Origin of the sequence: Paraburkholderia sp. BR13439 (assembly GCF_040948805.1) — a bacterium.
GTDB lineage: Bacteria > Pseudomonadota > Gammaproteobacteria > Burkholderiales > Burkholderiaceae > Paraburkholderia > Paraburkholderia youngii.
The window spans coordinates 99,590-124,777 of record NZ_JBFPKN010000001.1; the positions used below are offsets into that span (position 1 = coordinate 99,590).

The 25,188-nt window shown below is 66.1% G+C and carries 23 protein-coding genes; 4 read left to right on the forward strand and 19 right to left on the reverse strand.

From position 1 onward, the window contains the following. Positions 1-16: 16 nt before the first annotated feature. The 4 genes from AB3X96_RS00500 to flgB form a co-directional block, all read right to left on the reverse strand. On the reverse strand, positions 17-1,549 hold the full coding sequence (locus AB3X96_RS00500; protein WP_368588208.1) for a flagellar hook protein FlgE: 1,533 nt from the start codon (positions 1,547-1,549) through the stop codon (positions 17-19). Positions 1,550-1,592: 43 nt separating this feature from the next. Next, positions 1,593-2,303, reverse strand: a complete 711-nt coding sequence (locus AB3X96_RS00505; RefSeq protein WP_368588209.1) for a flagellar hook assembly protein FlgD — start codon at positions 2,301-2,303, stop codon at positions 1,593-1,595. Positions 2,304-2,313: 10 nt separating this feature from the next. Then, the gene (flgC, locus tag AB3X96_RS00510; protein ID WP_013090881.1) at positions 2,314-2,739 is read right to left on the reverse strand and encodes a flagellar basal body rod protein FlgC; all 426 of its coding nucleotides are present in this window, start codon (positions 2,737-2,739) and stop codon (positions 2,314-2,316) included. Between the two features lie 128 nt (positions 2,740-2,867). Continuing rightward, on the reverse strand, positions 2,868-3,368 hold the full coding sequence (gene flgB / locus AB3X96_RS00515) for a flagellar basal body rod protein FlgB (protein ID WP_368588210.1): 501 nt from the start codon (positions 3,366-3,368) through the stop codon (positions 2,868-2,870). 217 nt (positions 3,369-3,585) lie between these two features. Between flgB and flgA the strand changes: the two genes are divergently transcribed. The 4 genes from flgA to AB3X96_RS00535 all read left to right on the forward strand — a co-directional run bounded on the left by flgA (position 3,586) and on the right by AB3X96_RS00535 (position 6,526). After that, a complete protein-coding gene (gene flgA / locus AB3X96_RS00520; RefSeq protein ID WP_368588211.1) occupies positions 3,586-5,073 on the forward strand; it encodes a flagellar basal body P-ring formation chaperone FlgA in 1,488 nt (495 codons plus the stop codon). A 127-nt stretch (positions 5,074-5,200) separates the two neighbouring features. Then, a complete protein-coding gene (gene flgM / locus AB3X96_RS00525; RefSeq protein ID WP_368588212.1) occupies positions 5,201-5,560 on the forward strand; it encodes a flagellar biosynthesis anti-sigma factor FlgM in 360 nt (119 codons plus the stop codon). 94 nt (positions 5,561-5,654) lie between these two features. Then, positions 5,655-6,101, forward strand: a complete 447-nt coding sequence (locus AB3X96_RS00530) for a flagella synthesis protein FlgN (protein WP_176109983.1) — start codon at positions 5,655-5,657, stop codon at positions 6,099-6,101. Between the two features lie 44 nt (positions 6,102-6,145). After that, entirely contained in the window at positions 6,146-6,526 is a 381-nt protein-coding gene (locus AB3X96_RS00535) for a type II toxin-antitoxin system HicB family antitoxin (protein ID WP_368588213.1), read from the forward strand. A gap of 94 nt (positions 6,527-6,620) precedes the next feature. Here AB3X96_RS00535 and AB3X96_RS00540 read toward each other — a convergent pair whose 3' ends face one another. The 15 genes from AB3X96_RS00540 to cheA all read right to left on the reverse strand — a co-directional run bounded on the left by AB3X96_RS00540 (position 6,621) and on the right by cheA (position 25,152). Then, entirely contained in the window at positions 6,621-7,355 is a 735-nt protein-coding gene (locus tag AB3X96_RS00540) for an RNA polymerase sigma factor FliA (protein WP_013090888.1), read from the reverse strand. 30 nt (positions 7,356-7,385) lie between these two features. Further along, positions 7,386-8,255 (reverse strand): MinD/ParA family protein, encoded by an 870-nt coding sequence (locus AB3X96_RS00545; protein WP_368588214.1) that lies wholly within the window; start codon positions 8,253-8,255, stop codon positions 7,386-7,388. Next, complete coding sequence (flhF, locus tag AB3X96_RS00550; protein ID WP_368588215.1) at positions 8,248-10,185, reverse strand: flagellar biosynthesis protein FlhF; 1,938 nt, start codon at positions 10,183-10,185, stop codon at positions 8,248-8,250. Before flhF ends, AB3X96_RS00545 begins: the two co-directional genes overlap by 8 nt. 249 nt (positions 10,186-10,434) lie before the next feature. Then, on the reverse strand, positions 10,435-12,537 hold the full coding sequence (gene flhA, locus AB3X96_RS00555) for a flagellar biosynthesis protein FlhA (RefSeq protein ID WP_368588216.1): 2,103 nt from the start codon (positions 12,535-12,537) through the stop codon (positions 10,435-10,437). After that, positions 12,534-13,769, reverse strand: coding sequence for a flagellar biosynthesis protein FlhB (flhB, locus tag AB3X96_RS00560; protein WP_368588217.1), 1,236 nt, complete (start codon positions 13,767-13,769; stop codon positions 12,534-12,536). The genes flhA and flhB overlap by 4 nt, the downstream gene beginning before the upstream one ends. A 175-nt stretch (positions 13,770-13,944) precedes the next feature. Continuing rightward, the gene (locus tag AB3X96_RS00565; RefSeq protein WP_368588218.1) at positions 13,945-15,261 is read right to left on the reverse strand and encodes a DUF3443 domain-containing protein; all 1,317 of its coding nucleotides are present in this window, start codon (positions 15,259-15,261) and stop codon (positions 13,945-13,947) included. Positions 15,262-15,275: 14 nt separating this feature from the next. After that, the gene (locus AB3X96_RS00570) at positions 15,276-15,821 is read right to left on the reverse strand and encodes a DUF2844 domain-containing protein (RefSeq protein ID WP_176109975.1); all 546 of its coding nucleotides are present in this window, start codon (positions 15,819-15,821) and stop codon (positions 15,276-15,278) included. Positions 15,822-16,158: 337 nt separating this feature from the next. After that, on the reverse strand, positions 16,159-16,869 hold the full coding sequence (cheZ, locus tag AB3X96_RS00575) for a protein phosphatase CheZ (RefSeq protein WP_176109974.1): 711 nt from the start codon (positions 16,867-16,869) through the stop codon (positions 16,159-16,161). A 1-nt stretch (position 16,870) separates the two neighbouring features. Next, a complete protein-coding gene (cheY, locus tag AB3X96_RS00580; protein ID WP_018418782.1) occupies positions 16,871-17,266 on the reverse strand; it encodes a chemotaxis response regulator CheY in 396 nt (131 codons plus the stop codon). A 61-nt stretch (positions 17,267-17,327) separates the two neighbouring features. Further along, positions 17,328-18,416, reverse strand: coding sequence for a chemotaxis response regulator protein-glutamate methylesterase (locus AB3X96_RS00585; protein ID WP_176110671.1), 1,089 nt, complete (start codon positions 18,414-18,416; stop codon positions 17,328-17,330). A 5-nt stretch (positions 18,417-18,421) separates the two neighbouring features. Further along, the gene (cheD, locus tag AB3X96_RS00590) at positions 18,422-19,135 is read right to left on the reverse strand and encodes a chemoreceptor glutamine deamidase CheD (RefSeq protein ID WP_368585657.1); all 714 of its coding nucleotides are present in this window, start codon (positions 19,133-19,135) and stop codon (positions 18,422-18,424) included. Beyond that, entirely contained in the window at positions 19,132-20,094 is a 963-nt protein-coding gene (locus AB3X96_RS00595; RefSeq protein WP_368588219.1) for a CheR family methyltransferase, read from the reverse strand. Before AB3X96_RS00595 ends, cheD begins: the two co-directional genes overlap by 4 nt. A gap of 204 nt (positions 20,095-20,298) precedes the next feature. Further along, positions 20,299-22,161, reverse strand: a complete 1,863-nt coding sequence (locus tag AB3X96_RS00600; RefSeq protein ID WP_368588220.1) for a methyl-accepting chemotaxis protein — start codon at positions 22,159-22,161, stop codon at positions 20,299-20,301. Between the two features lie 39 nt (positions 22,162-22,200). Then, a complete protein-coding gene (locus AB3X96_RS00605; RefSeq protein WP_176124465.1) occupies positions 22,201-22,734 on the reverse strand; it encodes a chemotaxis protein CheW in 534 nt (177 codons plus the stop codon). Between the two features lie 78 nt (positions 22,735-22,812). After that, on the reverse strand, positions 22,813-25,152 hold the full coding sequence (cheA, locus tag AB3X96_RS00610) for a chemotaxis protein CheA (RefSeq protein WP_368588221.1): 2,340 nt from the start codon (positions 25,150-25,152) through the stop codon (positions 22,813-22,815). Positions 25,153-25,188 lie beyond the last annotated feature (36 nt).

Below are 25,188 nucleotides of genomic sequence, written 5' to 3' on the forward strand. Positions count from 1 at the left end.
AAGAGGTCCCGTTGGCTTACAGGTTGATCAGGGTCTGGTCGACGGCCTGCTGGGTCTTGATCGTCTGCGCGTTCGCCTGATAGTTGCGCTGCGCGGTGATCAGGTTGACCAGCTCGCTCGTCAGATCGACGTTCGAGTTCTCGACCGCGCCGCCTTGCAGCACGCCGTGATTGGTCGAGCCCGGCGTCGAGATCTGCGCGACGCCGGAGGCCGACGTCTGGCCGTACTCGTTGTTGCCGAGGTTGACGAGGCCGTTCTGATTCGCGAAGTTCGCGAGCACGATCTGGCCGAGCGCCGCGGTCTGGCCGTTCGAGTAGTTGCCGGTCAGCGTGCCGTCGGAGCCGACCGTGAAGCTGGTCAGCTGGCCGGCCGCGTAGCCGTTGGTGGACAGGCTGTTCACGCCGTTCTTGCCGCCGTACTGGGTGGTGGCGCCGAGGTTCAGCGTGATGTTCTGCGGTGTGCCCGAACCGTCGGTGGTCGGGATCGACAAGCTGAACCCGCCGAGCGTCGTGGTCGCGGTGAACGTAGGCGGGTTGGCGATCGGGGTGTTGACCTGGCTCGTGCTGACCAGCGTGCCCGACGAGTTGAAGTTCGCCGTGCCGATCAGCGTCGCGGTGCCGGTCGCCGGGCCCGCGTACACGTTCCACGTGCCCGAGCCGGTCTTCGCGAAGTACATGTTGACCGTCTGCGAGCCGCCGAGCGAATCGTAGGCGGTCGTGCTCGTCGAGTAGTTGTAGGTCGTCGAGCTGTTCTGGTTGAACGCGGTCGGATTCGGCGCGACCGTGTAGCTGTCGTTGGTCGCCGGCGTGCCGCTGAAGGTGATGCTCTCGCCGTTGCCGAGCGTGATCGCAGTGCCGGCCGTGTAGGTCTGCGCCGCCGAGGCCGGGCCGCCGTTTACCGAGACCGTGTAGGTGGTCGGGCTCGTGAAGTTGATCGTGTAGTTGTCGGTGTTGCTGCCCGCGGCCGCGTTGGTGATCGTCGCGCCGGTCGTGGTCAGCCCTGCGCTGTTCCCGGCGCCGGGCTTCACGATCGGCGCGCCGAGCATGATGTCGTCCTGCGCGTTCAGGTTCAGGCCCGCGGTGATCGAGGTGGTCGCCTGCGGCGCGATGTTCGCGGTCGGCACGGTCAGCGGCACGGTCTGCGCGGTGTTGATGATGCCCGCGCTATTGGCCGCATAACCCATCAGCTGCAAGCCCTGCGCGTTCGTGATGAAGCCGTTCTTGTCGAGCTGAAACACGCCGTTGCGCGAATAGACCAGCGTGCCATTGTCCGACAGCTGGTAGAAGCCGTTGCCGTTGATCGCGACGTTCAGCGCCTGATTCGTCGTCGTGATCGTGCCTTGCGAGAACTGCTGCTGCACTTCCGAGAGTTTCGTACCGATGCCGATCTGCTGGCTCGTCGCGGTCGCGACCGAATTGGCGTACATGTCGGCGAATTCCGCGGTGCCGCTCTTGAAGCCGACGGTGTTGGCGTTGGCGATGTTGTTGCCGATCACGTCGAGATCGCTCGACGACGCCGACAGACCGCTCAAACCTGTTTGATAACTCATGACGTACTCCGTATCTGGAAAGTCGTAACTGGATCGATCCGGACTACAGGATCGCGGCGACGCTGGTCAGGCCGACCGTCGTGCCGTTCGACAGCACGAGGCCCGGCGTGCCGCTGCTCTGCTGGACGATGCCTTGGACCGTCGCGCTGGTGAGCGTGGTGGCCGTCGCCTGCTGGCCGTTGATCGTGCCGGTCGCGGTAATCGTGTAAGTGCCATCGGGCAGCGTGTTGCCTGCCGCGTCGGTCGGTGTCCAGCCAACCGGAACCGTGCCGGCCGACTGCTTGCCGAGATCCAGCGTGTTGACGATCGTGCCGGCCGAGTTCTTCACGACGATCTGCAGGTCGCTCACCGCATTCGCGAGCGTGACGCCGAACTCGTTCGCCTTGCCGCTCGACACCGTGACCGAGTTGCCCGGTGCGAGCACGGTCGAGCCGATCAGCAGCGCGGACTGCGCCTGCTGGCTGGCCGACAGCTGCGTCGACAGCGAGGTCAGCGAGGTATTGAGGTTGCTGATGCCCTGCACCGTGCTGATCTGGGCAAGCTGCGAGGTCATCTGCGAGCTGTCCATCGGATTGGTCGGGTCCTGGTTCTTCAGCTGCGCGACGAGCAGTTGCAGGAAGGTGTTCTGCAGGTCCGAAGCCGAAGTGCCCGAGGTGCCGCTCGTCGAGCTCGTGCTGCTCGTGCCGTTCATCGTGTCGAGCAGCGTCTGCGAAACGGTCGTGCCGTTGCTGCCGATCGTGGTGTTGGTGGTCAAGACTCTCTCCTCAGGTTCCGATCGTGAGCGTTTTCAGCATCAGGGTTTTGGCCGTGTTCAGCGTTTCGACGTTGGCCTGGTACGAGCGCGAGGCCGAGATCATGTTGACCATCTCCTGCACCGGGTCGACGTTGGGCAGCGTCACGTAGCCGTTCGCGTCGGCGGCCGGATTGCCGGGGTCGTACGCGGTCTTCATCGGCGACGGATCGTCGACCACGCCGGTCACCCGCACGCCGCCGACCTGCTGGCCGGAGCGCGTGCGCGCGCCGCCGATCGGGTTCACCGCGAATATGACCTGCTTGGCCTTGTACGGCTGGCCGTCGGGGCCCGTCGTACTGTCCGCGTTGGCGAGGTTCGACGCCGTCACGTTGAGCCGCTCCGACTGCGCCGACATCGCGGAACCCGCGACACCAAAAATATTCATCAGGGATGGCATGTTTCCTGACCTCTCCTGCCGGTTCGCACCGGCTTCACGTTAAGTCCCGTAGCGTTTCTGTTCGTGCGTGCATGCTGCCTGTGTTCAGCCGCTATGCGCCCTGCTCGCGCGGCGTACTCGTGCCCGGCTTACGACGAGCCCGACGTGATCGCCGACAGCATCGTCTTGATCTGGCTCGACACGACCGTCATACCCGACTGGAAGTGCACCGTGTTGTCGGCGAACTGCACACGCTCGACGTCTACGTCGACCGTGTTGCCGTCGAGCGCCGGTTGCAGCGGCATGCGGTATTGCAGGTTGCCGTAGTCGTCCGGGCTGCCGCCCGTCGCGCTCAGCCTGGCCTTGCCGCTCATGTGGCCGGTCTCGGTCGTGTTCATCGACATGCTGCTCGTCACGCCGGCGGGCTGCGCCATCGCGAGCGTCGAGTTGTTCGATGCGCCCTGCCCGGCGGTGCTGCCGCCCGTCTTCTTCAGCGCGCCGGCGAGCGACGACGCGAAGTCGATATCGCGCGCCTTATAGCCGGGCGTGTCGGCGTTCGCGATATTCGACGACAACAGTTCCTGCCGGTATGCGCGCACATCCATCGCCTGCCGGCCGAACGCGAATTCGGCATCGAGTTTGTCCAGCATCGGAATCTCCCGAGAACGTTTCGAAGGCCGTCCCGTGTGCGCATCGTGAAGACACGCGGCGGGGGCAAAGGCCTTTTTGCATGTGATGCATCTTATGGGTCGGGCGCAAGCGGCAATCGGACGAATAACCGGGAAAGGGGGCTTCTATTCAACGTTTGCGCGAAAGGGGTGCTCACTAGAATGCAAGGCGTACCGATGCATTCGATGGAGACCCGCGATGGACCAGCCCACCAACCCCTTGCCGCAGCGTGCGGGCGGCACGACGAGGCGTCGCGCGGGTGGCGGCGGGGCCGATGAGCGTGTCGAGGGTTCGGAGGGCGTGCTCGCGCAACCGCTGCCGCGCTCTATCTCGCGTTGCGTGGCGCGTTGCCTGACGCGGGTAGTGATCAACGTCGCCGTATGGGTTGCGGGCGGCATCGTGTTGCTGCCGGCTACGACCAAGGCGCAGGATGCGAGCGGCCCGATCGTGATTCCAGGGCCCGCCGAGAACAACCCCGCCGCGCTGAACGATCTAGCGCAGCGGATTCAGACGCCGGCGCAGCGCAGCGCGTCGGCGGCGTCGCTCGCGGCGGCGACCGCGCAGTCGCTCGGCCGCGCATCCGCGTCGCGCGACACCGATACCTTCGGGCGTGCGGCGAGCGCAAGCGGCGCGATCGTCATTCCGGGCGCGGGCGAGCCCGCAGCCGCCGCGCCGGCCATCATCCGCACCAACTTCAAACCGGACGCCAACGGCGTCGTGACGATTCCGCCGGCGGCCAGCACGGGAGGATCGGGCGTCGCGCGCGTCAACGTCGAAGCGGGGCCGGCCGCCGGCGCCGCGAATTCGCCCGCGGTCGCCGCCAATGCACGGCAAGGCGATGGCTTCGACAGTCTCGCGGCTCGTGGCGAGCCGCCCGAGTTCGGCGCGAATGGCAAGCCGCTCGCGGCGGCTGCCGCGCAGCCGCCGCATCTGCCCAGTGTGAAAGTGCCCGCGACGTCGCCCGGCGCGCGCCAACCAGTTGCCAACACCGCCACCGCCATCGCACAGAGAACGCCGCAGACCGCTGCCGCCGCGATGCCCGCCCAACCCGCGCCGCTGCCAGGCCAGCAGGACCCTGAAGCGATTCACGCAGCCGCGCTCGCGTTCCTGAAACAGCAGGCCGTCGGCCTGCCCGGCAAGGTGGACATCACGGTCGCGTCCGCGTTTCCGCGCGGCCTCGCCGCGTGCACGTCGCTCGAACCGTTCATGCCGAGCGGCGGGCGTTTGTGGGGGCGGCTCACCGTCGGCGTGCGCTGCGCGGGCGAGCGCCCGTGGACCATTTATCTGCAGGCGCGCATCTCGCTGCATGCAACCTACTACCTCGCCGCGCGCGCGATGGCGCCGGGCGAAGTGCTCACAGCCGCCGACCTCGTCGCGCGTGAAGGCGATCTGACCGGCCTGCCGCAGGCGATCGTCACCGACCCGTCGCAGGCGGTCGGTTCGGTCTCGCTGGTGCGGATCTCGGGCGGCATGCCGCTGCGCCGCGACATGCTGAAGAGCGCGTCGGCGGTGGTGTTCGGCCAGACCGTGCGGGTCGTCGCGGCCGGCGACGGGTTCTCGATTTCGTCCGAGGGCAGCGCGATGAACAGCGCGTCGCCGGGCCAGCAGGTGCGTGTGAAGACCGCGAACGGCCAGATCATCTCCGGCATCGTCAAGGACGGCGGCACGGTCGAGATCCAGATGTGAGCGGAATGACAAACGGATATTGAAAGGGGCAGATGGCCGCCTGCTGGTGGGCCGGGGTCGAGCGATTGCGCTAAAGTTTTGATCAGCAGTTGCCGTTATCAGGATCAAATCGTAAGGGAAGCCAATCGTGAAAGTTGATCCCACCACCTCTTCGAATCTGCCGTCGCTGAAAGACGCTTTGTCCCGTTCGCAGCAGAGCGGCGAAGCCACGCCGGCAACCAGCGCCACGCAGGGCGCGACGGGCACGGCCGCGCCGGCCGCGAGCAGCGCGTCGGGCGACACGAGCGTCAGCCTGTCGGGTCTGTCGCAGCATCTGCGCAGCCTCGCGGCCTCCGGCTCGGCCGACATCGACACCGCGCACGTCGAGTCGATCAAGCAGGCGATCAAGGACGGCACGCTGCAGATCGACTCCGGCAAGATCGCCGACGGCGTACTGCAGACGGCGCGCGATCTGTTGCGGAACAAAACCTCGTCGACCGGCCACTGATCGGCATTGCGCCGCGCGGTGACCTGCCGGGCGGCGTTCGACCAACGCGGTTCGCGCGTCGTTCGCGAGCCGGTGTGCGTAGCGAGTTGTTGACATGAAAGACGCCCTGGTTGCTACCCTGATCGAAGAATATTCGACCGTCGAGGCATTCGCCTCGATCCTCACTCTCGAAACCAAAGCACTGACAGCGGTCTCGCCAATGGAGCAGTTGCCAGCGATCGTCGAGAAGAAAACCGAACTCATCGGCGTGCTCGCGAGGCTCGAAGCCGCGCGTGACGCACATCTGACCGAACTCGGCTTTCCGACCGGCTGGTCCGGCATGGAACTCGCGGCGAGCACCGACGCGCGCGTCGCGACGCAATGGAAGCTGCTGCAGAAAGCCGCGGATCGCGCTCGGCGCGTCAACACCAACAACGGCGAGCTGATCCGCGTGCGGATGGACTACAACCAGCGCGCGCTAAAAGCGCTGCAAGTCAACGTGCCGCGCAAGACGAATCTGTATGGGCCGGACGGACGAATTCCGGCTTATTCGGGACTTTGATCGGCCCGCCTGTCCGGGCCGCAATCGAGCAATATCCGAAATGAATGAAAGGGCCCGTCGACGACGGGCCTTTGCATTTTTCGCCACCGCTTTTTCATTCGCCTTCCTCCGCATTCCACGCCGCGTTAGCGTATGCGAACGCGAAGGAAGCAATCGAATCGCATCTCGAAACCTTGCTCGACGAAGGGTTGCCGCTGCCCGAGCCGCTCACGCTCGGCGAGCATCGGCGCAATCCCGAGTTCGAGGGGTTCACATGGGGTTTCGTGACAACGCGCAATATTCCGGCGTTAAAGAAGGCGGTTCGCATCAATATCTCGCTGCCTGAGGTGCTGGTGCAGGAGATCGACGCGTATGCACAGGCGCGCGGCATGTCGCGCTCGGCGTTTCTCGCGCTCGCCGCCGAGCATGAGATGGCGGACGATTGAGCAACGGCGGGCGGCCCCGGCGTGCATCGGCATCGCCGCACCGCCGCATGTGAACGGCAGCGCCTGAAGATTGGCGGCCTGCCCCGCAGTGGCGTCAGTTCGTTTCGGCGTTCGCCCAGGCCATTTCGCGCAGCCGGGCGCGCAGGCGTGCCACCGCCTGGCTGTGCAACTGGCATACGCGCGATTCGCTGACTTCCATCACCGCGCCGATCTCGCGCAGATTCATGCCGCGCTCGTAGTAGAGCGACATCAGCAGCTTCTCACGCTCCGGCAAGCGGTCGATCGCTTCGATGAGCGCCGAGCGCAAGCTGTCGTCGAGCAGCGCCGACAGCGGATCGGAATGATCGACGCAGTAGCGGTCCAGAAAAGGTTCGTCGTCGGCGGAGCGGTCGAAGTCTTCGTAGTAGATCAGTTGGCTGCCGTGCAGGTCCTGCAGCATCGACTGATATTCGTCGAGCGGCATCTGCAGGTGCTCGGCGACCTCCGCCTCGCTCGCCGAGCGGCCGAGGTTCTGCTCCACCTTGTGCACCGCGGTTTCCACTTCGCGCGATGTGCGGCGCAGGCTGCGCGGCAACCAGTCGTTGCTGCGCAGCTCATCGAGCATCGCGCCGCGAATCCGCTGGCTGGCATAGGTCTCGAACTGCGCGCCCTGGTCTTCCTTGTAGCGGCCGGCGGCGTCCAGCAAGCCGATCATGCCGGCCTGGATCAGGTCGTCGAGATCGACGCTCGCCGGCATTTTTGCGACGAGCTGCAAGCCGAGTCGACGCACGAGCGGTGCGTACTTCGTCAGAACGTCGGCCTGAGAAATCTTTCCCTGAGCGTTGTACATCGTGCTCCCCTTATCCTTCGTGCACGCCTTTTAAGCGTGATGCGCGGACGGTTGGTCGGCGTGGTGCGCCGCTGTAACTGTCGCAGGCGCCCGCCAGGGCGTTTGCGACGACATCGCTGGCCGCATCGGCCAGTACTGCAATTCGGCGGCGAGATGGCGGAAGTCGCGCGCGGCCGGTGTCGACGGAAACGCGTCGACCACACAGCGCGACAGCTCCAGCGCCCGCGCCATGCGCACGTCGGCCGCGATGCAGCCGGCGCATTCCAACGCGACGGTCAGGTAACGGCCGGCCACGCCGGCGAGCTTCGCGAACGCGGCTTGCGCGTCGTTGGCGCTTTGCACGTGATTGGCGAGCACGCGCAACTGCGCGATCGCGTGCGCGTAGTGCAGCCGCTTGACGCACGCATACGCGTCGGTGATCGCCTCGCCCGACATGCGCGCGACGATCATCACGTCGTGCGCCTGCTTCGCGAGCGGCGACAGATGCCCTTCGACGTCGAGCTGCGCGTCGATCAGCACGATGTCGGCCGAGCCGCCGAGCAGCACGCCGAGTTCGGCTTCCGTGTGCCCCTCGCGGTTGTTGCGCGACGCGGCCAGCACCGAAAAACCGAGCGCGTGACGCGCGGCGGCGAAGTCGACCGGGGTGTCGCCGCGCATCACCGCCGCGAAGTTGCCGGCGCCGCGCAAGCCGCCAAGCATCGCGCTCACCGAGTTCTCACCGACGCATTCGTCGATCACCAGCACGTCCTTGCCCTGCTGCGCGAGCGCCGCGGCGAGGTTGACCGCCGCGGTCGTATTGCCGACGCCCGACGACGCACCCGCCAACGCGATCACGCGCGCACCGCCGCGCGCGAGCAGCCGCCGTAACCCTTCGGCTTGATCTGAACCGAACTTATCCAAAGCGAACCTCGTGCAGCTCGGCCGTCGAACGTGCGGAAAGCGAGGACAGCAAAGCGGGAATGTCGTCGTCGTGCGGCACGAACGGCGAGTTGTCGCGCGGAATGCAGAAGGTGCTCTTGATCAGGAATTTCTTCGTCGCGACGTACAGGTTCTCCGGCACCTTCTGTCCGGTCGATACGTAATGCACCGGCAGCTTGTAGCGGATCACCGTATCCAGCACGCCGCCGAGGTTGGTCGCTTCGTCGAGCTTGGTCAGGATGCAGCCGGCGAGCGGGAGCCGGTCCGGCGCGCGCTGATAGGCCTGCACGACTTCGTTCAACGTGTCGCCGTGGCTCGTCGCGTTGAGCAGCAACAGACGCTGCACCGGCTGGCCGGCGCGACTCAGCATCGCGATCTGCTCCGACACGAGGCGGTCGCGCTGGCTCATGCCGATCGTGTCGATCAGCACGATGTGCTTGTTGCGCAATTCCGAGAGCGCGAGTTGCAGATCGGCGCTGTCCTTCACCGCGTGCACAGAAACACCGAGAATCTTGCCGAAGATGCGCAGCTGTTCATGACCGCCGATGCGGTAGCTGTCGGTCGTCAGCAGCGCCACCTTGCTCGCGCCGAAGCGCATCACGCAGCGCGCGGCGAGCTTCGCGGTGGTCGTCGTCTTGCCGACGCCGGTCGGCCCCATCAGCGCGAACACGCCGCCGCGCTCCATCAGCGCGTCTTCGTTCTCCATCACCGGGAGGTTCGATTCGAGCACCGAGCGCACCCAGTCCATGCCGCCGTCCATCGTGTCGACTGCTTCGGGCATGTTGTCGACCAGCATCTGCACGAGCTGCGCGGAAAAGCCCGCGGCGAACAGATGCTTGGTGAGCGCGGCGCGTGCCGGACTGCGGCGCTGTCGATCGCCCCACAGCAGACCCGCGAATTGCTCTTCCATCATGTCGCGGATCGACGACAGCTCGTTCATCACGGTGTCCTTGACGACCTGCTCCATGCGCCCCTTGATCGCTTCGGCGACGGCGGCCGGCGTGCGGCCCTCGTCGCTGGAGGACGCCGGCGCGATCTTCTGCGCGCTGCGGCGCGCGGCGACTTCGGCGGCTTCGCGCGCCCACTCGGGCGTGTCGATCACCGGCCGCGCGTCGACCGCGTTGCCGAGGCCTTTGGCGGTCGCGACGGCGGGTGTCATGGCGGCGGGACGCGCGCTGTATTGGCCGTCTTGTTGTTGCTGCTGCTCGGCCGCGATGCGGCGCGCGTGATCGATGAGCCACGGATTCGATTCGGCCATCGTGCGCGGCGCGGCGGCCTCGCTCGATGCGACGGCCGGCGGTACCGGCACGCCGGCGGCTTTCAGCAGATCCGCGCGGATGTCTTTCGACAGGCGCGTGGATGCGGCGCGGGCGCTCGCGCCGGAAGGCACGGCGGAAGCGGGCTGGCTCGTGACGGGCGCGGACGCGCCGCTCGTTGCCAGCATCGCCGGGCCAACTGGCGAACTGCCGGGCAACGAGGCCGGCGCTGCTTCAGTCGCGGACAGCATGTCGGCCGCCTGGCCGACCGCAGAATTGAGCGGCGAATTGAGCGCCGTCTTGTTCGCCGAGCCGCCCATCGAATTCGCGGCCGCATTCGCCGGCTCGCTCGCCGGCATCGCTTCGGCACCCGCTTCCGGGCTCGCGCCGAACACCGACGAAAACACGTCCGGCATGGCGCTCGCATACGGATTCATCGGCGTCGCGGACAAGCCGCGCCCGGCCGCCGTCGATGCCGCGCCTTCGCGCGCTTTCGGCGTGATCGCGGCAAGATCGCTATCGGCGAGCGCGACGATTTCGACGCTGCCGTCGTCCATCGTCCGATTCGAAAGCACGACCGCATCCGCGCCAAGTGCTTCGCGAACGAGACGCAATGCATCGCGACTGGTAGCACCGACAAATTTACGAATGTTCAAGCTGGACCCCCGATGAGGTATACGGACTGAAGGACCGGCAATACACCGCCTCCCATTGCGATCAATTATTGCGAAACGCGTCGGGCCACGATCGATGGATAAAGACCGTTAAAGGCGGGCAATTCGCGCGATGGACACACGGCAGACACACCGTTCGACGAGCGCTGAAAGGCGCGTGCAAACGAAAACCGGCGCCCCTCTGGAGCGCCGGTTTTCGTCGTATCGACAGTCACGAGCGAGCGGCCTGCGTCAGCCCTGTGCGCCGATCAGGTTCACCACCTTGACGTTGCGCGTATCGGGCACTTCCGCATACGACAGCACCTTCAGCTGCGGCAGGCTGCGGCGCAGGAAGCGCGCGAGCATCGGCCGCAACGCGTGCTGCACGAGCAGCACCGGTGCGAGGCCGAGATTCTGCTGACGCATCATCGCCTTCTGCGTTTCGGTGAGCAGCGTGTTCGCGAGACCCGGTTCGAGACCCGGGTTCGGTCCGGTCGAGAGCGCCTGCGACAGCACCCGTTCGAGGTTCGCGTCGAGGCCCATCACCTGCATGTCGGCGGTGCCGGGGAACCACTGCTGCGTGATCGCGCGACCCAGCGCGAGGCGCACCGCGGCGGTCAGGTCGTGCGGGTCGGTGATCTTGGTCGCGTGCTCGGCGAGCGCTTCGAGGATCGTGCGCATGTCGCGAATCGGCACGCCTTCTTCGAGCAGGTTCTGCAACACCTTTTGCAGGGTGGTGAGGGGCAGCATCTTCGGCACCAGATCGTCGACCAGCGACGCCGTGTCCTTCTGCATCCGCTCGACCAGCGACTGCACCTCGCGGCGGCCGAGCAGCTCCGACGCGTGTGTGACGACGAGGTGATTCAGGTGCGTCGCGACCACCGTGCTTGAATCGACGACCGTGTAGCCGTATACCTGCGCCTGCTCGCGCAGATTCGTATCGATCCAGATCGCGGGCAGGCCGAACGCCGGATCCTGGGTCGGCGTGCCCGGCAGCGCGGCCGATACCTGGCCCGGGTTGATCGCGAGCCACTGGCCCGGGTACGCCTCGCCCGAACCGACCTCGACGCCCTTCAACGCGATCCGATAACCGTTTGGCCGCAATTCGAGGTTGTCGCGGATATGAATGACCGGCGGCAAGAAGCCGATTTCCTGCGCGAACTTCTTGCGGATGCTCTTGATCCGCTTGAGCAGCTCGCCGTCCGAGTTCTTGTCGACGAGCGGAATCAGCCGGTAGCCGACTTCGAGGCCGAGCGTGTCGATCATCGTCACGTCGTCCCAGCTCGCCTCGGCGTTTTCGACCGGCGCGAGCGCGGTCGGCGCGACGTCGACGAGCGCCGGCGCGTTCTTGCGCTCCTCGTTGCGCTTCTTCATCGTGCGGCCGAGCTGGATCAGGCCGCCGCCCAGAATCAGGAAAGCGAAGTGCGGCATGCCCGGGATCAGGCCCATCAGCACGAGAATGCAGCCCGTGATCATCAGCACGCGCGGGTTCGTGAAGAGCTGCCCGGTCAGCTGCGTGCCGATGTCCTCGTTGGTCGCGACGCGCGACACGATCACGCCGGCCGCCGTGGAAATCACCAGCGACGGAATCTGCGCGACGAGTCCGTCGCCGATCGTCAGCAGGGTGTAGTTCTTGCCCGCCGCGGCAAAGCTCATGTCGTGCTGGACCATCCCGACGATCAGGCCGCCGATGATGTTGATCACCATGATCAGCAGACCGGCGATCGCATCGCCGCGCACGAACTTGCTCGCACCGTCCATCGAGCCGTAGAACTCGGCTTCCTGCGAGATTTCCGTGCGACGCTTGCGTGCCTGCTCTTCGTTGATGAGGCCGGCGTTCAGATCGGCGTCGATCGCCATCTGCTTGCCGGGCATCGCGTCGAGCGTGAAGCGCGCGGACACTTCGGCGATCCGCCCCGCGCCCTTCGTGATCACCATGAAGTTGATCACCATCAGGATCACGAACACGACGATACCGACCGCGAAGTTGCCGCCCACGAGGAAGTGGCCGAACGACTCGATCACCTGGCCGGCCGCATCGGGACCGGTATGGCCTTCGAGCAGCACGATCCGCGTCGAGGCGACGTTCAGCGACAGCCGCAGCAGCGTCGAGAACAGCAGCACGCTCGGGAACGCCGCGAAGTCGAGCGGCTTCATCGTGTACATGCTGACGAGCAGCACCATCACCGACAGCGCGATGTTGAACGTGAACAGCAGATCGAGCAGGAACGGCGGCAACGGCAGAATCATCATGCCGAGGATCATGCAGATCAGCACCGGCCCGGCGAGGGCGCGCAGGTTGGTGCTGCTCAGCGCATCCGGCCGTCGGGCGAGGAAACCGGCGCGAGCGTTCATGCGGAGGCTCCGTTGTTGTCGCCGCTAGTTGCGTCGTTGGCGTTGTCGGCGGTCGGGTTCAGCGTGTCGGCGGCTTCTTCGGCGGCGTCCTGGTCCGACACGGCGCCCTTGTCGAGTTCCGGCGGCACGTCGAGTTCGGTCGGCGCGAGCGGCACGTCGCCGCCTTCGGCCTTGAAGCGGCGCAGCTGATAGACCCACGCGAGCACTTCGGCGACCGCGCCATAGAGCGGCCCCGGAATCTCGCGATTCAGATCGACGTTGTGATACAGCGCCCGTGCGAGCGGCGGCGCTTCGAGCAGCGGCACGTTGTTTTCGGTGGCGACCTCGCGAATCCGCGCGGCCACGAGGTTCACGCCCTTGGCGACCACCTTCGGCGCGCGCATCTCGCCGTCCGTGTATTGCAGCGCGACCGCGAAGTGCGTCGGGTTCGTCACGACCACGTCGGCCTTCGGCACTTGCGCCATCATGCGGCGCCGCGCGATCGCGCGCTGCTGCTGGCGAATCTTGCCCTTGATGTGCGGATCGCCTTCGCTCTCGCGATGCTCACGCTTCACTTCTTCCTTCGTCATGCGCAGCTTCTTGTGGAACGACCACAGCTGATACGGCACGTCGAGCGCGGCCACCGCGAACATGCCGGCCACCGTCATGCCGCAGCACACCGCGATCAGATGCATGGAGTTGGTGAGCGCGACTTCGAGCGGCTGCGTCGCGAGCGCGAGGAATTCCTCGTGGCGATTCCAGATCGCCGTGCCGCCGATCAGACCCACCACCAGCGTCTTCGCGAGCGACATGCCGAGCTGGATCGGTCCGTTGATCGAAAACATGCGGCCGAAGCCCTCGATCGGGTTCAGCCGGTTGAACTTGGGCTCGAACCCCTTCGCCGACAGCTGCCAGCCGCCCAGCGCCATCGGTGCGAGCAGCGCGGCCAGTCCGGTGACGCCGAGTACCGGCACGAGCGCGTACAGCCCTTCGCGACCCGCAGTGCCCGCGCCGATCAGCATGCGGTTGGTGTCGAACACGCTCGCGTGGTTGAACATCAGCGACGCACGCACCATGTTCTGCAAATGCTCGCCGATGTTGCCCGACATGCCCCATACACCGTAGAACCCGGCCGCGAGCAGCGCGAAGGTCGACAGCTCCCGAGAACGCACGATCTGCCCCTCCTCGCGCGCCTTCTGCAGGCGCCGAGGGGTGGCTGATTCGGTTTTTTCGAGGTCGCTGTCCTCTGCCACAAAGCTCTCCAGTCGGCCGAGGCACGACGCCTCTTTCCAGTGAGAGCGATTATTCCTGCTCGACGCAAGCGCTGATCGGCGGATAAAGAAGGAGAAACCGGGGTATTTCGACAGATGACCGGACGGCTCGCGCGTGTCTCACGCGCGCCGTCCGGCATTGGATAGACGTGCGGCTTCAGTAGCCGACGAACGGGGAGGGACCGCCGCTCGCGGTCTGATCGAGGTGGTAGTACACGTGGCGGCCGTAGAAGAACGGCAGACCGAGGTCGAAGCTGGCGTTCCCGCTGATCTGACCGGCGAGGTTGTTGAACGCGAAGTTGCTGCCGTTCGCGAACAGCGTCTGCGCACTCAGAATGCCGATGCTCGCGACCGCCGATACCTTGTTCAATCCCACCAGCGTGACCGTGCGGGTTTGCGCCGACGACGGGCAATAGAAGCCCGGGAACTGGCTGCCGCACAGCGTGATCGAGCCATCGGTGAAGAAATAGCCGTTCGAGCCGGAATCGAGGAACGCCTGGACCGTCGTGCCGTTGAAGCTGCTGTTGTCGAGATCGCCGAATGGGCCGGTCGTGAAGACCTGCGCGGCCGCAAGCGGGTTGTTCCCCTGTGTTCCGATGCCGAATACCAGCGTGCCGGTCGCCGACGCCTGCCCGAAGTTCGACACGGGCGCCATCTGGACGATCACGCCGTTGTTGTCGAGCGGGAAGTTCGCGACCGGGTTGGCCACCTGTTGGTTGATCGGCACCGCGGTGCGCGTGCACGACGTACCGTTCGGGCAGGCGAAGTAGTTGCTGTAGGTCGCCGCGGTCGCCGGGTTCGCACAGGTCGCGCCGCAATCGGTCAGCGCGGTGCCGACGCCGAGAATGCCGTTGGCGCCCAGATCGCTGACCGTGTTTTGGGGCGAACCGCTGCCGCAGCCGCTCGTGGGTACCGTGCTCGTGGGCTTGTCGCCGATGATCTGCAGCGGGATGGCGCCGGTCGTCGTTTCACCGCCGATCGTCACGAGCGCGGTGCGCACCGAGCCCCACGTGAAGCCGTCCGCGAAGGTCGCGCACTCGGCGAGCTGCGGGCCGCCGCTGCCGAGTGTGCTGTTTGGCAGCGCGCCCAGCAGCGTCGAATTGAGCACCGAGCTGACCACGCGCAAGCCGAACGAACCGGTGTCGAGCTGGATGTTGTTGATGGTCTGGCAGTTGGTGGTCGAGCCCGGCGCGCAGATCGTCACGCTGACGGTCGGAATGTTGATGACGCCGGCCGCGCCCCGGCCAACCGTGATCGGCACCGTGTTCGACGCGTTCGCGGAAATCGGCTGCTGGGTCGGGCTGGGCGGCAGCGAACCGCCGTTCAGTCCGTTCGACGTGCCGCCGCCATTGTTGGAGCCGGAGTTGTCATCGCTGCCGCCACCTCCGCAGGCAACGAGCGTCGCCGTCAGCAGCACGGCAACCATGGCCTGCATCCAGCCTTTCAGATTCGCGGTCGTGAGCATGATTCGCATCGTCGTCCTCGCCGTTACTGGATGTCGGAACCGCTGACGCCGGCCGGCAGCGCTGACGGCAGCCACGCGACGCCGCTGAACGCGCCCATGTGGCCGCCCGAATGCACCACGATGTTGCCGTCGTTCACGGCGACCGGCCCCCGCGCGTTGCCGCGCGCGGCCCGAGCGGCCTTCACGCCGGCCACGTACTGCGGGAAATAACTGCCAAGCAGATCATTGAGATCGGGCATTTGCGGACCACGCCACGCAATGCCGAATACCGCGCCGCTCGTGCTCAGATATTCGCGCACCACGGTGCCGTTGCCGAACGTGGTCTCGCGTACCGTATAGGAAGCGGGTGTGGAAGAGGTGGAAGATGCCCCGCTCGCTTGAGAACGCATCACACTTTGCGATGATCCGCTGGCGGGCTGCACCACGCGGGACGACACCGACGCGTCGGACGGGGGGGTAAGCGGCGCGCTGCCCAGCGCCGCATGGGCTGATTGCGCGGCCGTCAGGGCCAGTAACGAACATGGCAACACGAGCGCCGTGACTCCGGCGCGACCAATACGACTCCACATGAGAAGCTCCTCCCGGGCCGCGGCACGCTTCGCCGGTTACGCGAAGCGGCCGCTTATAGGCAGATGATACGGCGCCACCGCGGCCGCAATGCCGAGGGATCTCCTCGCCACGCGACTGCCCGGCGTTGCGCGGGCCGGGTGCCGTACCGCTTTGAGCTCGTAGTATGCCTGCGGATTCTTTCAGCCGGCGCAAGGTGCGCCCGCACGTGCGACTTACCGACTATTACTAGCAGGAAATCGTAAGGAAGATCGGGAGTCGGTGCCGATTGGCCGCGGGTTTGGCGTAAATCGCGGAGAAAGCACCAGCCCGGCGCGCTTGCCGGGCCGAATCGCTTGTTCAGAAACCGAGGCTCGCGAGCAGATCGTCGACCTGCGATTGATCCTGGACCACATCCGTCTTGCCTTCCGGATTGATCTGCGGACCGTTGAGCAGATGCTCGGGGCTGCCCGTCGACGACACCTCGGCCTTCAGAGCCGCCGCATGCGCCGCGAACTGCTCGCGCCGTTCGAGCGCGATGTTCTCGACCAGCACGCCGAGCAGCTGCTGCTCGATCAGATAGACGACCTCGGTGATCTTCTTGATCACCTGGCCGGTCAGATCCTGGAAGTCCTGCGCGAGCATGATCTCCATCAGCTGCGAGTTGGTCGCGCTGGTCGAGTCGGGCACGCCGCGCAGGAAGGTGCGCGTGTCGTTCATCAGCGCGCGCACTTCCTCGCGTTCGATCGGCGCCGCGTACCACTGCTCCCAGCGCGCGTCGAGCGTGCACGCGTCTTTCTGCAACTGCTCCTGGATCGGCTTCGCGATGTCGATCGCCGACAGCACGCGCTCGGCGGCCTGTTCGGTCATGTTGGCGATGTACTTCAGCCGGTCGCGCGCGTCGGGCACGGCTTCAGCCGCGCGCTCGACGTGCTTGTCGAGCCCGAGTTCGCGCATCGAATCGCGCAACGTGCGCGTCAGTTGACCGATGCGCGCAAGGATGCGGTCCGACGCGAAGTCGCCGCTATCGCTGCCCGCTTCGGCGCCAGGCGTTTGGGTCGGCGGCGTCACGTCAGCTCCCGGCTTTCGCCATCTTCTCGAGGATCTTGTTGAGCTTCTCGTCGAGCGTCGCGGCCGTGAACGGCTTGACAACGTAACCGCTCGCACCGGCCTGCGCCGCGGCGATGATGTTTTCCTTCTTCGACTCGGCCGTCACCATCAGCACCGGCAGATGCGCGAGGCTCGCGTCGGCGCGAATTTCCTTCAGCATCGCGAGGCCGTCGAGGTTCGGCATGTTCCAGTCCGAGATCACGAACTCGTAGCTGCCGCTGCGCAGACGCGCGAGACCGGCCGCGCCGTCTTCCGCTTCGTCGACGTTCGAGTAGCCCAGTTCCTTCAGCAGGTTGCGGACGATCCGGCGCATCGTCGGAAAATCGTCAACCACCAGAATCTTCATTCCCTTGTCCATTTCTTTCCCTTTGCTTGATCCATGTTGCGGCGTTGAACCGCGTCATTCCATCCGGCACGCATCATACCCGCTGAACGCGGTCACCCATCGACGACAAACGCGCCATCACGCGCCGGCTCATGTCCGGCAGCGAGGCGATTTCGTCAGCCGCACCGAGCGCGATCGCCTCGCGCGGCATGCCGAACACGATGCAGCTCGCCTCGTCCTGCGCCAGCGTGTAAGCACCGGCTTTTCTCATCTCCAGCAGACCGGCCGCGCCGTCGCGCCCCATGCCGGTCAGAATCACGCCGACCGCGTTCTTGCCCGCATGCTGCGCGGCCGAGCGGAACAGCACATCGACCGACGGACGATGCCGGTTCACCGGCGGGTCGTCGGACAGATGCGCAATATAGTTCGCACCGCTCCTCGCGAGCAACAGATGCGCGTGGCCCGGCGCGATGTACGCGTGCCCCGGCAGCACCCGCTCGCCGTGCTCTGCTTCTTTAACGGTAATCCGGCACAAACCATTGAGGCGTTGCGCAAAAGATTTCGTGAAGCCCGGCGGCATGTGCTGCGCGATCAGCACCGCGGGCGCATCGGGCGGCAGCGGCACCAGCACTTCGCGAATCGCCTCGGTGCCACCCGTCGACGCACCGACGATGACCAGCTTCTCGGTACTAAGCAGCGGGTTGTTGAAGAGCGGCGCCGAGCCGACCGGCGCATGCGCCGCCTGGGTGGCCGCATGCTGCGCGGGCGCGGCCTGGCGCACGCGTGCGCGGGCCGCCGCGCGAACCTTGTCGGCGAGCTTTTCCGCATAGTCGAGCATGCCGTCGCGAATACCGACCTTCGGCTTGGTCACGAAATCGACCGCGCCGAGTTCGAGCGCGCGCAGCGTGATTTCGTTGCCGCGCTCGGTCAGCGACGACACCATCACGACCGGCATCGGCCTCAGACGCATCAGCTTCTCGAGAAAATCGAGGCCGTCCATGCGCGGCATTTCGACGTCGAGCGTCAACACGTCCGGGTTGTGCTGCTTGATGAGCTCGCGCGCGACGAGCGGATCGGGCGCCGTCGCCACCACTGTCATGTCCGGCTGGCCATTGATGATCTCGGTCATCAGGCTGCGGATCAGCGCCGAATCGTCGACGCACAATACCTTGATCTTTTGCACAGCGCTCACGCCTCCTCTGTGGTTCTGGCGTTGTTGGAATAAGTCGGGCGCGGGCTCGCGCCGAACAGTTCGATTTTCGGCCGCGCGGCGGCCGGCTTCGCGAACAGCTCGACCCGGCTGCGCGCCGCGGCGAGCCGCTCGGCGCGCGCTTCGGCGCTCTGCCGCACGAGCGCCTGTTCGCGCTCGGCGACGCCCGCTTCCTGTTGCAAGCGCAATTTCTTCACCATCACCTGACCGGTGCGCGGCATGAACGCGACCTTGCGCGGATGCGAGCCCTGCAGGTCCTCGGCGACGATGCGGATCTTTTCGGTGGCCAGATAGCGGCGCACGAACTCCGAGTTACGATCGCCGATGTTCATCGTCGTCATGCCCGCGAGCACCGCGCCGCCGCCGAACACCTTGGCCTCGAAGCGCTCGCGCCGGCCGCCCGCCTTGATCAGTTCGTTGATCAGCACTTCCATCGCGTAGGCGCCGTAGCGCATCGAGTCCGACGCGGCCTGCGCGACGTCCGCGCCGTCGTCGGGCAGCATGAAGTGATTCATGCCGCCGATGCCCGCGGTGCGGTCCTGGATGCAGGCCGCGACGCACGAGCCGAGCACGGTCACGAGCACCATGTCTTCGCTCGTCGTGTAGAACTCGTTGGGCAACAGCTTCACGCCGGGGCGCTGGAAGTGGTTGTCGTAGTACAGGTTGGTAGCGATCGGCAGCGTGCTGCTCATGCGGCCACCCCGCTCGATTGAAGCGCGTCATGCGCGTGGGCGCGCGACGGCGCGCGCGCGCTGCTGGCGTCGCGCGTCAGTTCATAGACGGTCTGGCCGCGCAGCCGGAATGCCTGCGTCACGTACGTGAAGTTTTCCGAATGGCCGGCGAACAGCAGGCCGCCCGGCTTCACCAGCGGCTCGAAGCGCGCCAGCACCTGCGCCTGCGTCGGCTTGTCGAAATAGATCATCACGTTGCGGCAGAAGATTGCGTCGAACTGCGTGCGCAACTGGTAATCGCGATCAGTCAGATTGAGTTGCTCGAAGCGCACGAGCGCGCGCACTTCGGGACGCACCTTGACCATCCCCGCATGCGCGCCCGTGCCCTTCAGGAAGAAGCGCTTCAGGCGCTCGGGCGACAGGTGCTTGACCTGGTCGAACTGGTAGACGCCGGCCTCGGCCTTCGCGAGCACCTGGGTGTCGATGTCCGTCGCGAGCACCGATGCCTGGCGCGCGCCGCTGTCACCGAGCGCTTCGATCAGCGTCATCGCGATCGAGTACGGCTCCTCGCCGGTCGATGCCGCCGAGCACCACACGGACACCGGTTGCGAACGGCGCGGCACGAACTCGGCGAGGATCGGAAAGTGATGGGCTTCGCGGAAGAACGCGGTCAGATTGGTGGTCAGCGCATTGGTGAACGCTTCCCACTCGGCCGGATCGTTTTCCGCTTCGAGCAGATCGAGATACTGGCGGAACGTATCGATGCCGCGCGCCCGCAAGCGTCGCGCGAGGCGGCTATACGCCATGTCGCGCTTGTGGTCCGACAGCGAGATGCCCGCCACGCGATGAATCAGATCGCGGATGCGGGCGAAATCCGCCGCCGTGAATTCGAAATCGCGTCCCGTCTCGACGGACCTGGCCGGCTCCATGCCGTCAGGTGCCGCCCGCACGGGGCGTTGTGTTGCGCGCGTTGCCATCATCAAAATTCCTGTCTGCGATATGAGCCATCACGCTCGCCGCCCAGCCGCACTGGCTGGGGGATAGGAATTGTTTTCGCGGGGTCGCGCCGTCCCGCGAGTACCATCGACATACGGCCGGCTCGCGACACGCGTGCTGCGCGTGCTTCGATGCTTCGCCCATCCGCGGGCGCGATGCCGGTTGACCACATATCACTCTGCCGTTGCCTAAAACGTTTCCCAGTCCGCGTCCGAGCTTGCCTTCGCCGTGCTCGCCGGAGCGGCGCGCGCGGACGTGTCGGTCGTCGCGCGAGCCGCTGCTGCGGCCGGCCTGGACTTCAAGGCCGGTTCGACGCGTGCGGCTGCATCGTGCTGGCTCGGGGCCGCCGGGGCCGCAGCAGTTGCCTTCGCTTCGCTGCTCGCGCCGGCCGGGTGCGCCGGAGTCGCCGCGCTCGCTGCTTGCGGTGCCCCCTTGGCGAACTGCGCGGTGGCTTGCGAACGCGGCGTCGCCGGTGCGCTCTGACGCGCCGGAGTGCCGCCGGCCACCTTCCAGCCACTCAGCACCGCTTGCAACTGCCGCGTCTGATCTTCGAGCGACGCCGCCGCGGCGGCCGCCTGTTCGACCAGCGCCGCGTTCTGCTGCGTGACCGAATCCATTTGCACGACCGCGCGATTGACCTGCTCGATGCCGCTCGACTGCTCTTCCGACGCCGCGCTGATCTCGCCCATGATGTCGGTCACGCGACGCACCGCCTGCACGATTTCATCCATCGTCGTGCCCGCGCGGCCGACCAGCTCGGAGCCGCTCTTCACCTTGTCGGCCGAATCGCCGATCAGTTCCTTGATCTCCTTCGCGGCGCTCGCGCTGCGCTGCGCGAGGCTGCGCACTTCGCCCGCGACCACCGCGAAGCCGCGGCCCTGTTCGCCGGCCCGCGCGGCTTCGACCGCCGCGTTCAGCGCGAGGATGTTGGTCTGGAACGCGATGCCCTCGATCACGCCGATGATGTCGACGACCTTGTTCGAACTGGTCGCGATCTCCTGCATCGTCGTGACGACCTGGCTCACCACGTCGCCGCCGCGGGTCGCGATGTCCGACGCGTTGACGGCGAGCTGGCTCGCCTGGCGCGCGTTCTCGGTGTTCTGCCGCACGGTGCCGGTCAGCTGATCCATGCTCGACGCGGTTTCCTGCAGCGACGCCGCTTGCTGCTCTGTGCGCTGCGACAGATCGGTGTTGCCCATCGCGATTTCGCGCGCGCCGGTGTCGATCGATTCGGTGCCGCTGCGCACCGCGCGCAGCATCGTCGCGAGGCTTTCCTGCATCCGCTTGATGCCCGCGAACAGGCGGCCGATTTCGTTGTTGCTGAATGCCACGACCGGGGTGGACAGGTCGCCCGCGGCGATCCGCTCGAAGCATGCGGTCGCGTCTTTCAGCGGCTGCACGATGAGCCCGCGCAGCGCGAAACTGATGCCGACCACCACCAGCAGCGCGAACGCCGTGATCACGCTGATCAGCGTGATCATCAGCGATGTGTTCGACTGCGCGCTCGCCTCCTGATCGGCCACGCTCTGCTGCAGCGCCTGGATCACCGCGGCGGCGGCGGCGTCGTAGGCGATGAACATCGGGCTGATCCTGGTGTCCGCGACCGCGTGATACGCGTCCAGATTGTTCGCGTTCAATGCGGCGAATTCGACGTCGACGCCGTCGTGCATCACCGTCGTATGCCTCGCGAGCACATCGTCGAGCAAGGGCTGCTCGACGCCGTGCTTCGGTGCCTCCAGATATGCCTGCCAGCTCTGATTGCTCTTGCCGAGCAGCTCCTGCGCACGATCGAGTGCCTTCTTCGCCTCGTCCGCGTTGCCGGCGGCCGTCAGTGTGTTGAAACGTTCGATCGCGATGCGCGAGCGCAGCAGATACGCTGACGCGTCGTCGAGCGCATGAATCGCGACCAGTTCGCCGCCCGCGATGCGTTCGAGCGAGCCGCTCGCGCGATTCAGCGCGGTCAGCCCGAGCGCGCCGACCGCCACGGTCAGCGTCACCAGAAGAATCCCCACCATCGTCAGCGATGTGCGGATCGACCACCTGCTCAGCATGTTGATGCTCCTTGTGCCGGGTTCCGTTACTGCCTGCCGTCAGATGCCGAGCGTCTCGGTCAGCGCCATCTCGGAGCTGGTCATCAGCTTCTCGATGTCCATCAGGATCAGCATGCGGCCGTCGACCGTGCCGAGGCCGGTCAGGTATTCGGTCGTCAGCGTCGCGCCGAATTCCGGCGCCGGCATGATCTGGTCGACCGCCAGCGTCAGCACGTCCGAGACGCCGTCCACGACCATCCCAACCACGCGATGCGCGACGTTCAGGATGATCACGACAGTCTGATGGTCGTACTCGACGCGGCCCAGATGAAATTTGATCCGCATGTCGACGATCGGCACGATGATGCCGCGCAGGTTGATCACGCCCTTGATGAACTCGGGCGCATTGGCGATGCGCGTCACGTTGTCGTAGCCGCGGATTTCCTGCACCTTCAGGATGTCGATGCCGTACTCTTCCGCGCCGAGCGTGAAGACGAGGAATTCCTGACCGCCGGCGTCCGCCTGCGCGTCGCGGCGGCCATTCGTACCGCTCGCATTTGCGACGCTCGAATTGATGGATTGGACTTCTGCCACGTTAGCCCCCAAACGGTTGGGATAAATTGAGTTGAAGTTGTGTTGCGATGTCTGTCATTGAGGCGTTTGCTGCATGCGTCACGCGAGGCTCATCGCCTGCGCATGCCCATGCGCATGACGCGTTTCGCGGTTCAGCGCCGCGACGTCCACGATCAGCGCGACGCTGCCGTCGCCCAGAATGGTCGCCGCGGAAATGCCGTGCACCTTGCGGTAATTCGTTTCCAGATTCTTCACGACCACCTGCTGCTGGCCGACGAGTTCGTCGATCAGCATCGCGAAGCGCCGTCCCTCGGTCTGCATGATCGTGACGATGCCCTGGGTCGGCTCCTGCTTCGCCTCCGACACGTTGAACACTTCATGCAACGCGACGAGCGGCAGGTATTCGCCGCGCACGCGCACCACGCGCTCGCCGTTGGCGACCGTGTAGATGTCTTCGGCTTGCGGCTGCAGCGACTCCATCACGAAGTTCAGCGGCAGGATGAAGATCTCGTTGCCGACCTTCACCGACATGCCGTCGAGAATCGCCAGCGTGAGCGGCAACACGATCCGCGTGGTGCTGCCCTTGCCCGCGTGCGACGTGATCTCGACGTGACCGCCCATCGACTGGATGTTGCGCTTCACCACGTCCATGCCGACGCCGCGGCCGGACACGTCGGTGACCTGCTCGGCGGTCGAGAAGCCCGGCAGGAAGATCAGGTTCCAGACTTCCTCGTCGGTCATCGTTTCGCTGACCTGCATGCCCTGCTTGACCGCCTTCGCGAGAATCTTGTCGCGGCGCAGACCGGCGCCGTCGTCGCTGACCTCGATGACGATGTTGCCGCCGTGGTGCGCCGCCGACAGCACCAGCTGGCCGGTCGAATCCTTGCCCGCCGCGCGCCGCGCCTCGACCGTTTCGATGCCGTGGTCGAGACTGTTGCGCACGAGGTGCGTCAACGGATCGATGATCCGTTCGATGAGGCTCTTGTCGAGTTCGGTCGCCTGACCGAAGGTGACGAGTTCGACCTCCTTGCCGAGTTTCGCCGCAAGATCGCGCACCAGACGCGGGAAGCGGCTGAATACGTAATCCATCGGCATCATGCGGATCGACATCACCGCTTCCTGCAGATCGCGCGCGTTGCGCTCGAGCTGCGCCATGCCGTTGAAGAGCCGGTCGTGCAGCGCCGGATCGAACGTGCTGGTGGTCTCCGCGAGCATCGCCTGCGTGATCACCAGCTCGCCGACCAGGTTGATCAGCTGATCGACCTTCTCGACGCCGACGCGAATCGAGCTGCCTTCGCCGGCCGCCGCCGCGGCGGCAGGGCGGGCCGCCTTGCGGTCGTGTTCGGCGGACCCGGCCGAAGCCGGTTTGGCTGCCGCCGGAGCCGCCGCGGGTGGCGCTGGCGGCAGCTCGATGCTGTCGGTGTGACTGGCCGCGCTTGCGGGCGCAGCGGCGTGAGCCGCCGGAGCCGACGATGCCGCCTGCTCCGCATGAACCACCGGCTGCGCCTGCGCTTGCGCCGCGGGAGCGGCGGGGGCGACAGGCGCGCTTTGCGCCGGTGTCGGAGCGCTGGCAGCGGCGGGCGTTCCAGGTTCGCCCTGCTGCGCGTCGTCCGCCGGCGCGGTGCCACGGCCGATCGTGATCTGACTTTCGTCGATCACGAAGCAGCACACGGCGATGATGTCGTCGGAGGGTACGTCGCTCGAGAGCCACAGCATCAGATCGCCGCCGCTCTTGACCTGCCCGACGATATTGCCCAGGTTGCCCAGCTCTTCAGCGAGCAGTTCCTGGTCTTTCTCTCCCACGCCCCGTAGCGTAATTTTCAGATGTGGGCCGGCGCTGTCGTCCGTGCCCGCGGCCTGCCCGGTCTGTGCCGGTTCGCCGTCCATCCATTCGCCCGCCGCCTGCACCGCCTGTTCGACGACGTGCTCGGGCGGGGTGCCGCCTTGCTGCTGTACCGCGGTTGTTGCTGTTGTTGTTTGGGTTGCCGTCGGCTGCGCTGCGGCCGGCGCGGTCTGGACGGCTGCCGCTGCCGGCGCTCCGCCCATGCGGCTTTCCGCGTGCAGCTGCTCGAGCTTCGCGCAGATCGCGCGCGCCACCTCGGCGTCGGGCTCGGCGCTCGCGCGGTAGTCGGCGAGCTGGCCGGACAGCACGTCCTTGGTCTCGAGGAACGTGTCGATCATGTCCTTGCGCAGCACCAGCTCGTTGTTGCGCGCGCGATCGAGCAGCGACTCGAGAATGTGCGTGGTCTCGGTGAGCGCGGTGAAGCCGAACGTCGCCGCGCCGCCCTTGATCGAATGCGCGGCGCGAAAGATCGCCGCGAGGTCTTCGGGGTCCGGGCGGGCCACGTCGAGATTGAGCAGCAATTGCTCCATCTGCGCGAGCAGTTCGTCCGCTTCGTCGAAGAACGTCTGATAGAACTGTGTGATGTCGAGTGTCATGCCTGGTTCACCGCGAGAATGCCTGTCTGGCGCGAG

Bases quoted from the DNA above. Each gene is read 5' to 3' on its own strand.
- AB3X96_RS00500 (WP_368588208.1), bottom strand. From the start codon at position 1,549: ATGAGTTATCAAACAGGTTTGAGCGGTCTGTCGGCGTCGTCGAGCGAT.
- flgC (WP_013090881.1), bottom strand. From the start codon at position 2,739: ATGCCATCCCTGATGAATATTTTTGGTGTCGCGGGTTCCGCGATGTCG.
- flgB (WP_368588210.1), bottom strand. From the start codon at position 3,368: ATGCTGGACAAACTCGATGCCGAATTCGCGTTCGGCCGGCAGGCGATG.
- flgA (WP_368588211.1), top strand. From the start codon at position 3,586: ATGGACCAGCCCACCAACCCCTTGCCGCAGCGTGCGGGCGGCACGACG.
- AB3X96_RS00530 (WP_176109983.1), top strand. From the start codon at position 5,655: ATGAAAGACGCCCTGGTTGCTACCCTGATCGAAGAATATTCGACCGTC.
- AB3X96_RS00535 (WP_368588213.1), top strand. From the start codon at position 6,146: ATGAAAGGGCCCGTCGACGACGGGCCTTTGCATTTTTCGCCACCGCTT.
- AB3X96_RS00540 (WP_013090888.1), bottom strand. From the start codon at position 7,355: ATGTACAACGCTCAGGGAAAGATTTCTCAGGCCGACGTTCTGACGAAG.
- flhA (WP_368588216.1), bottom strand. From the start codon at position 12,537: ATGAACGCTCGCGCCGGTTTCCTCGCCCGACGGCCGGATGCGCTGAGC.
- AB3X96_RS00565 (WP_368588218.1), bottom strand. From the start codon at position 15,261: ATGCGAATCATGCTCACGACCGCGAATCTGAAAGGCTGGATGCAGGCC.
- AB3X96_RS00570 (WP_176109975.1), bottom strand. From the start codon at position 15,821: ATGTGGAGTCGTATTGGTCGCGCCGGAGTCACGGCGCTCGTGTTGCCA.
- cheY (WP_018418782.1), bottom strand. From the start codon at position 17,266: ATGGACAAGGGAATGAAGATTCTGGTGGTTGACGATTTTCCGACGATG.
- cheD (WP_368585657.1), bottom strand. From the start codon at position 19,135: ATGAGCAGCACGCTGCCGATCGCTACCAACCTGTACTACGACAACCAC.
- AB3X96_RS00595 (WP_368588219.1), bottom strand. From the start codon at position 20,094: ATGATGGCAACGCGCGCAACACAACGCCCCGTGCGGGCGGCACCTGAC.
- AB3X96_RS00600 (WP_368588220.1), bottom strand. From the start codon at position 22,161: ATGCTGAGCAGGTGGTCGATCCGCACATCGCTGACGATGGTGGGGATT.
- cheA (WP_368588221.1), bottom strand. From the start codon at position 25,152: ATGACACTCGACATCACACAGTTCTATCAGACGTTCTTCGACGAAGCG.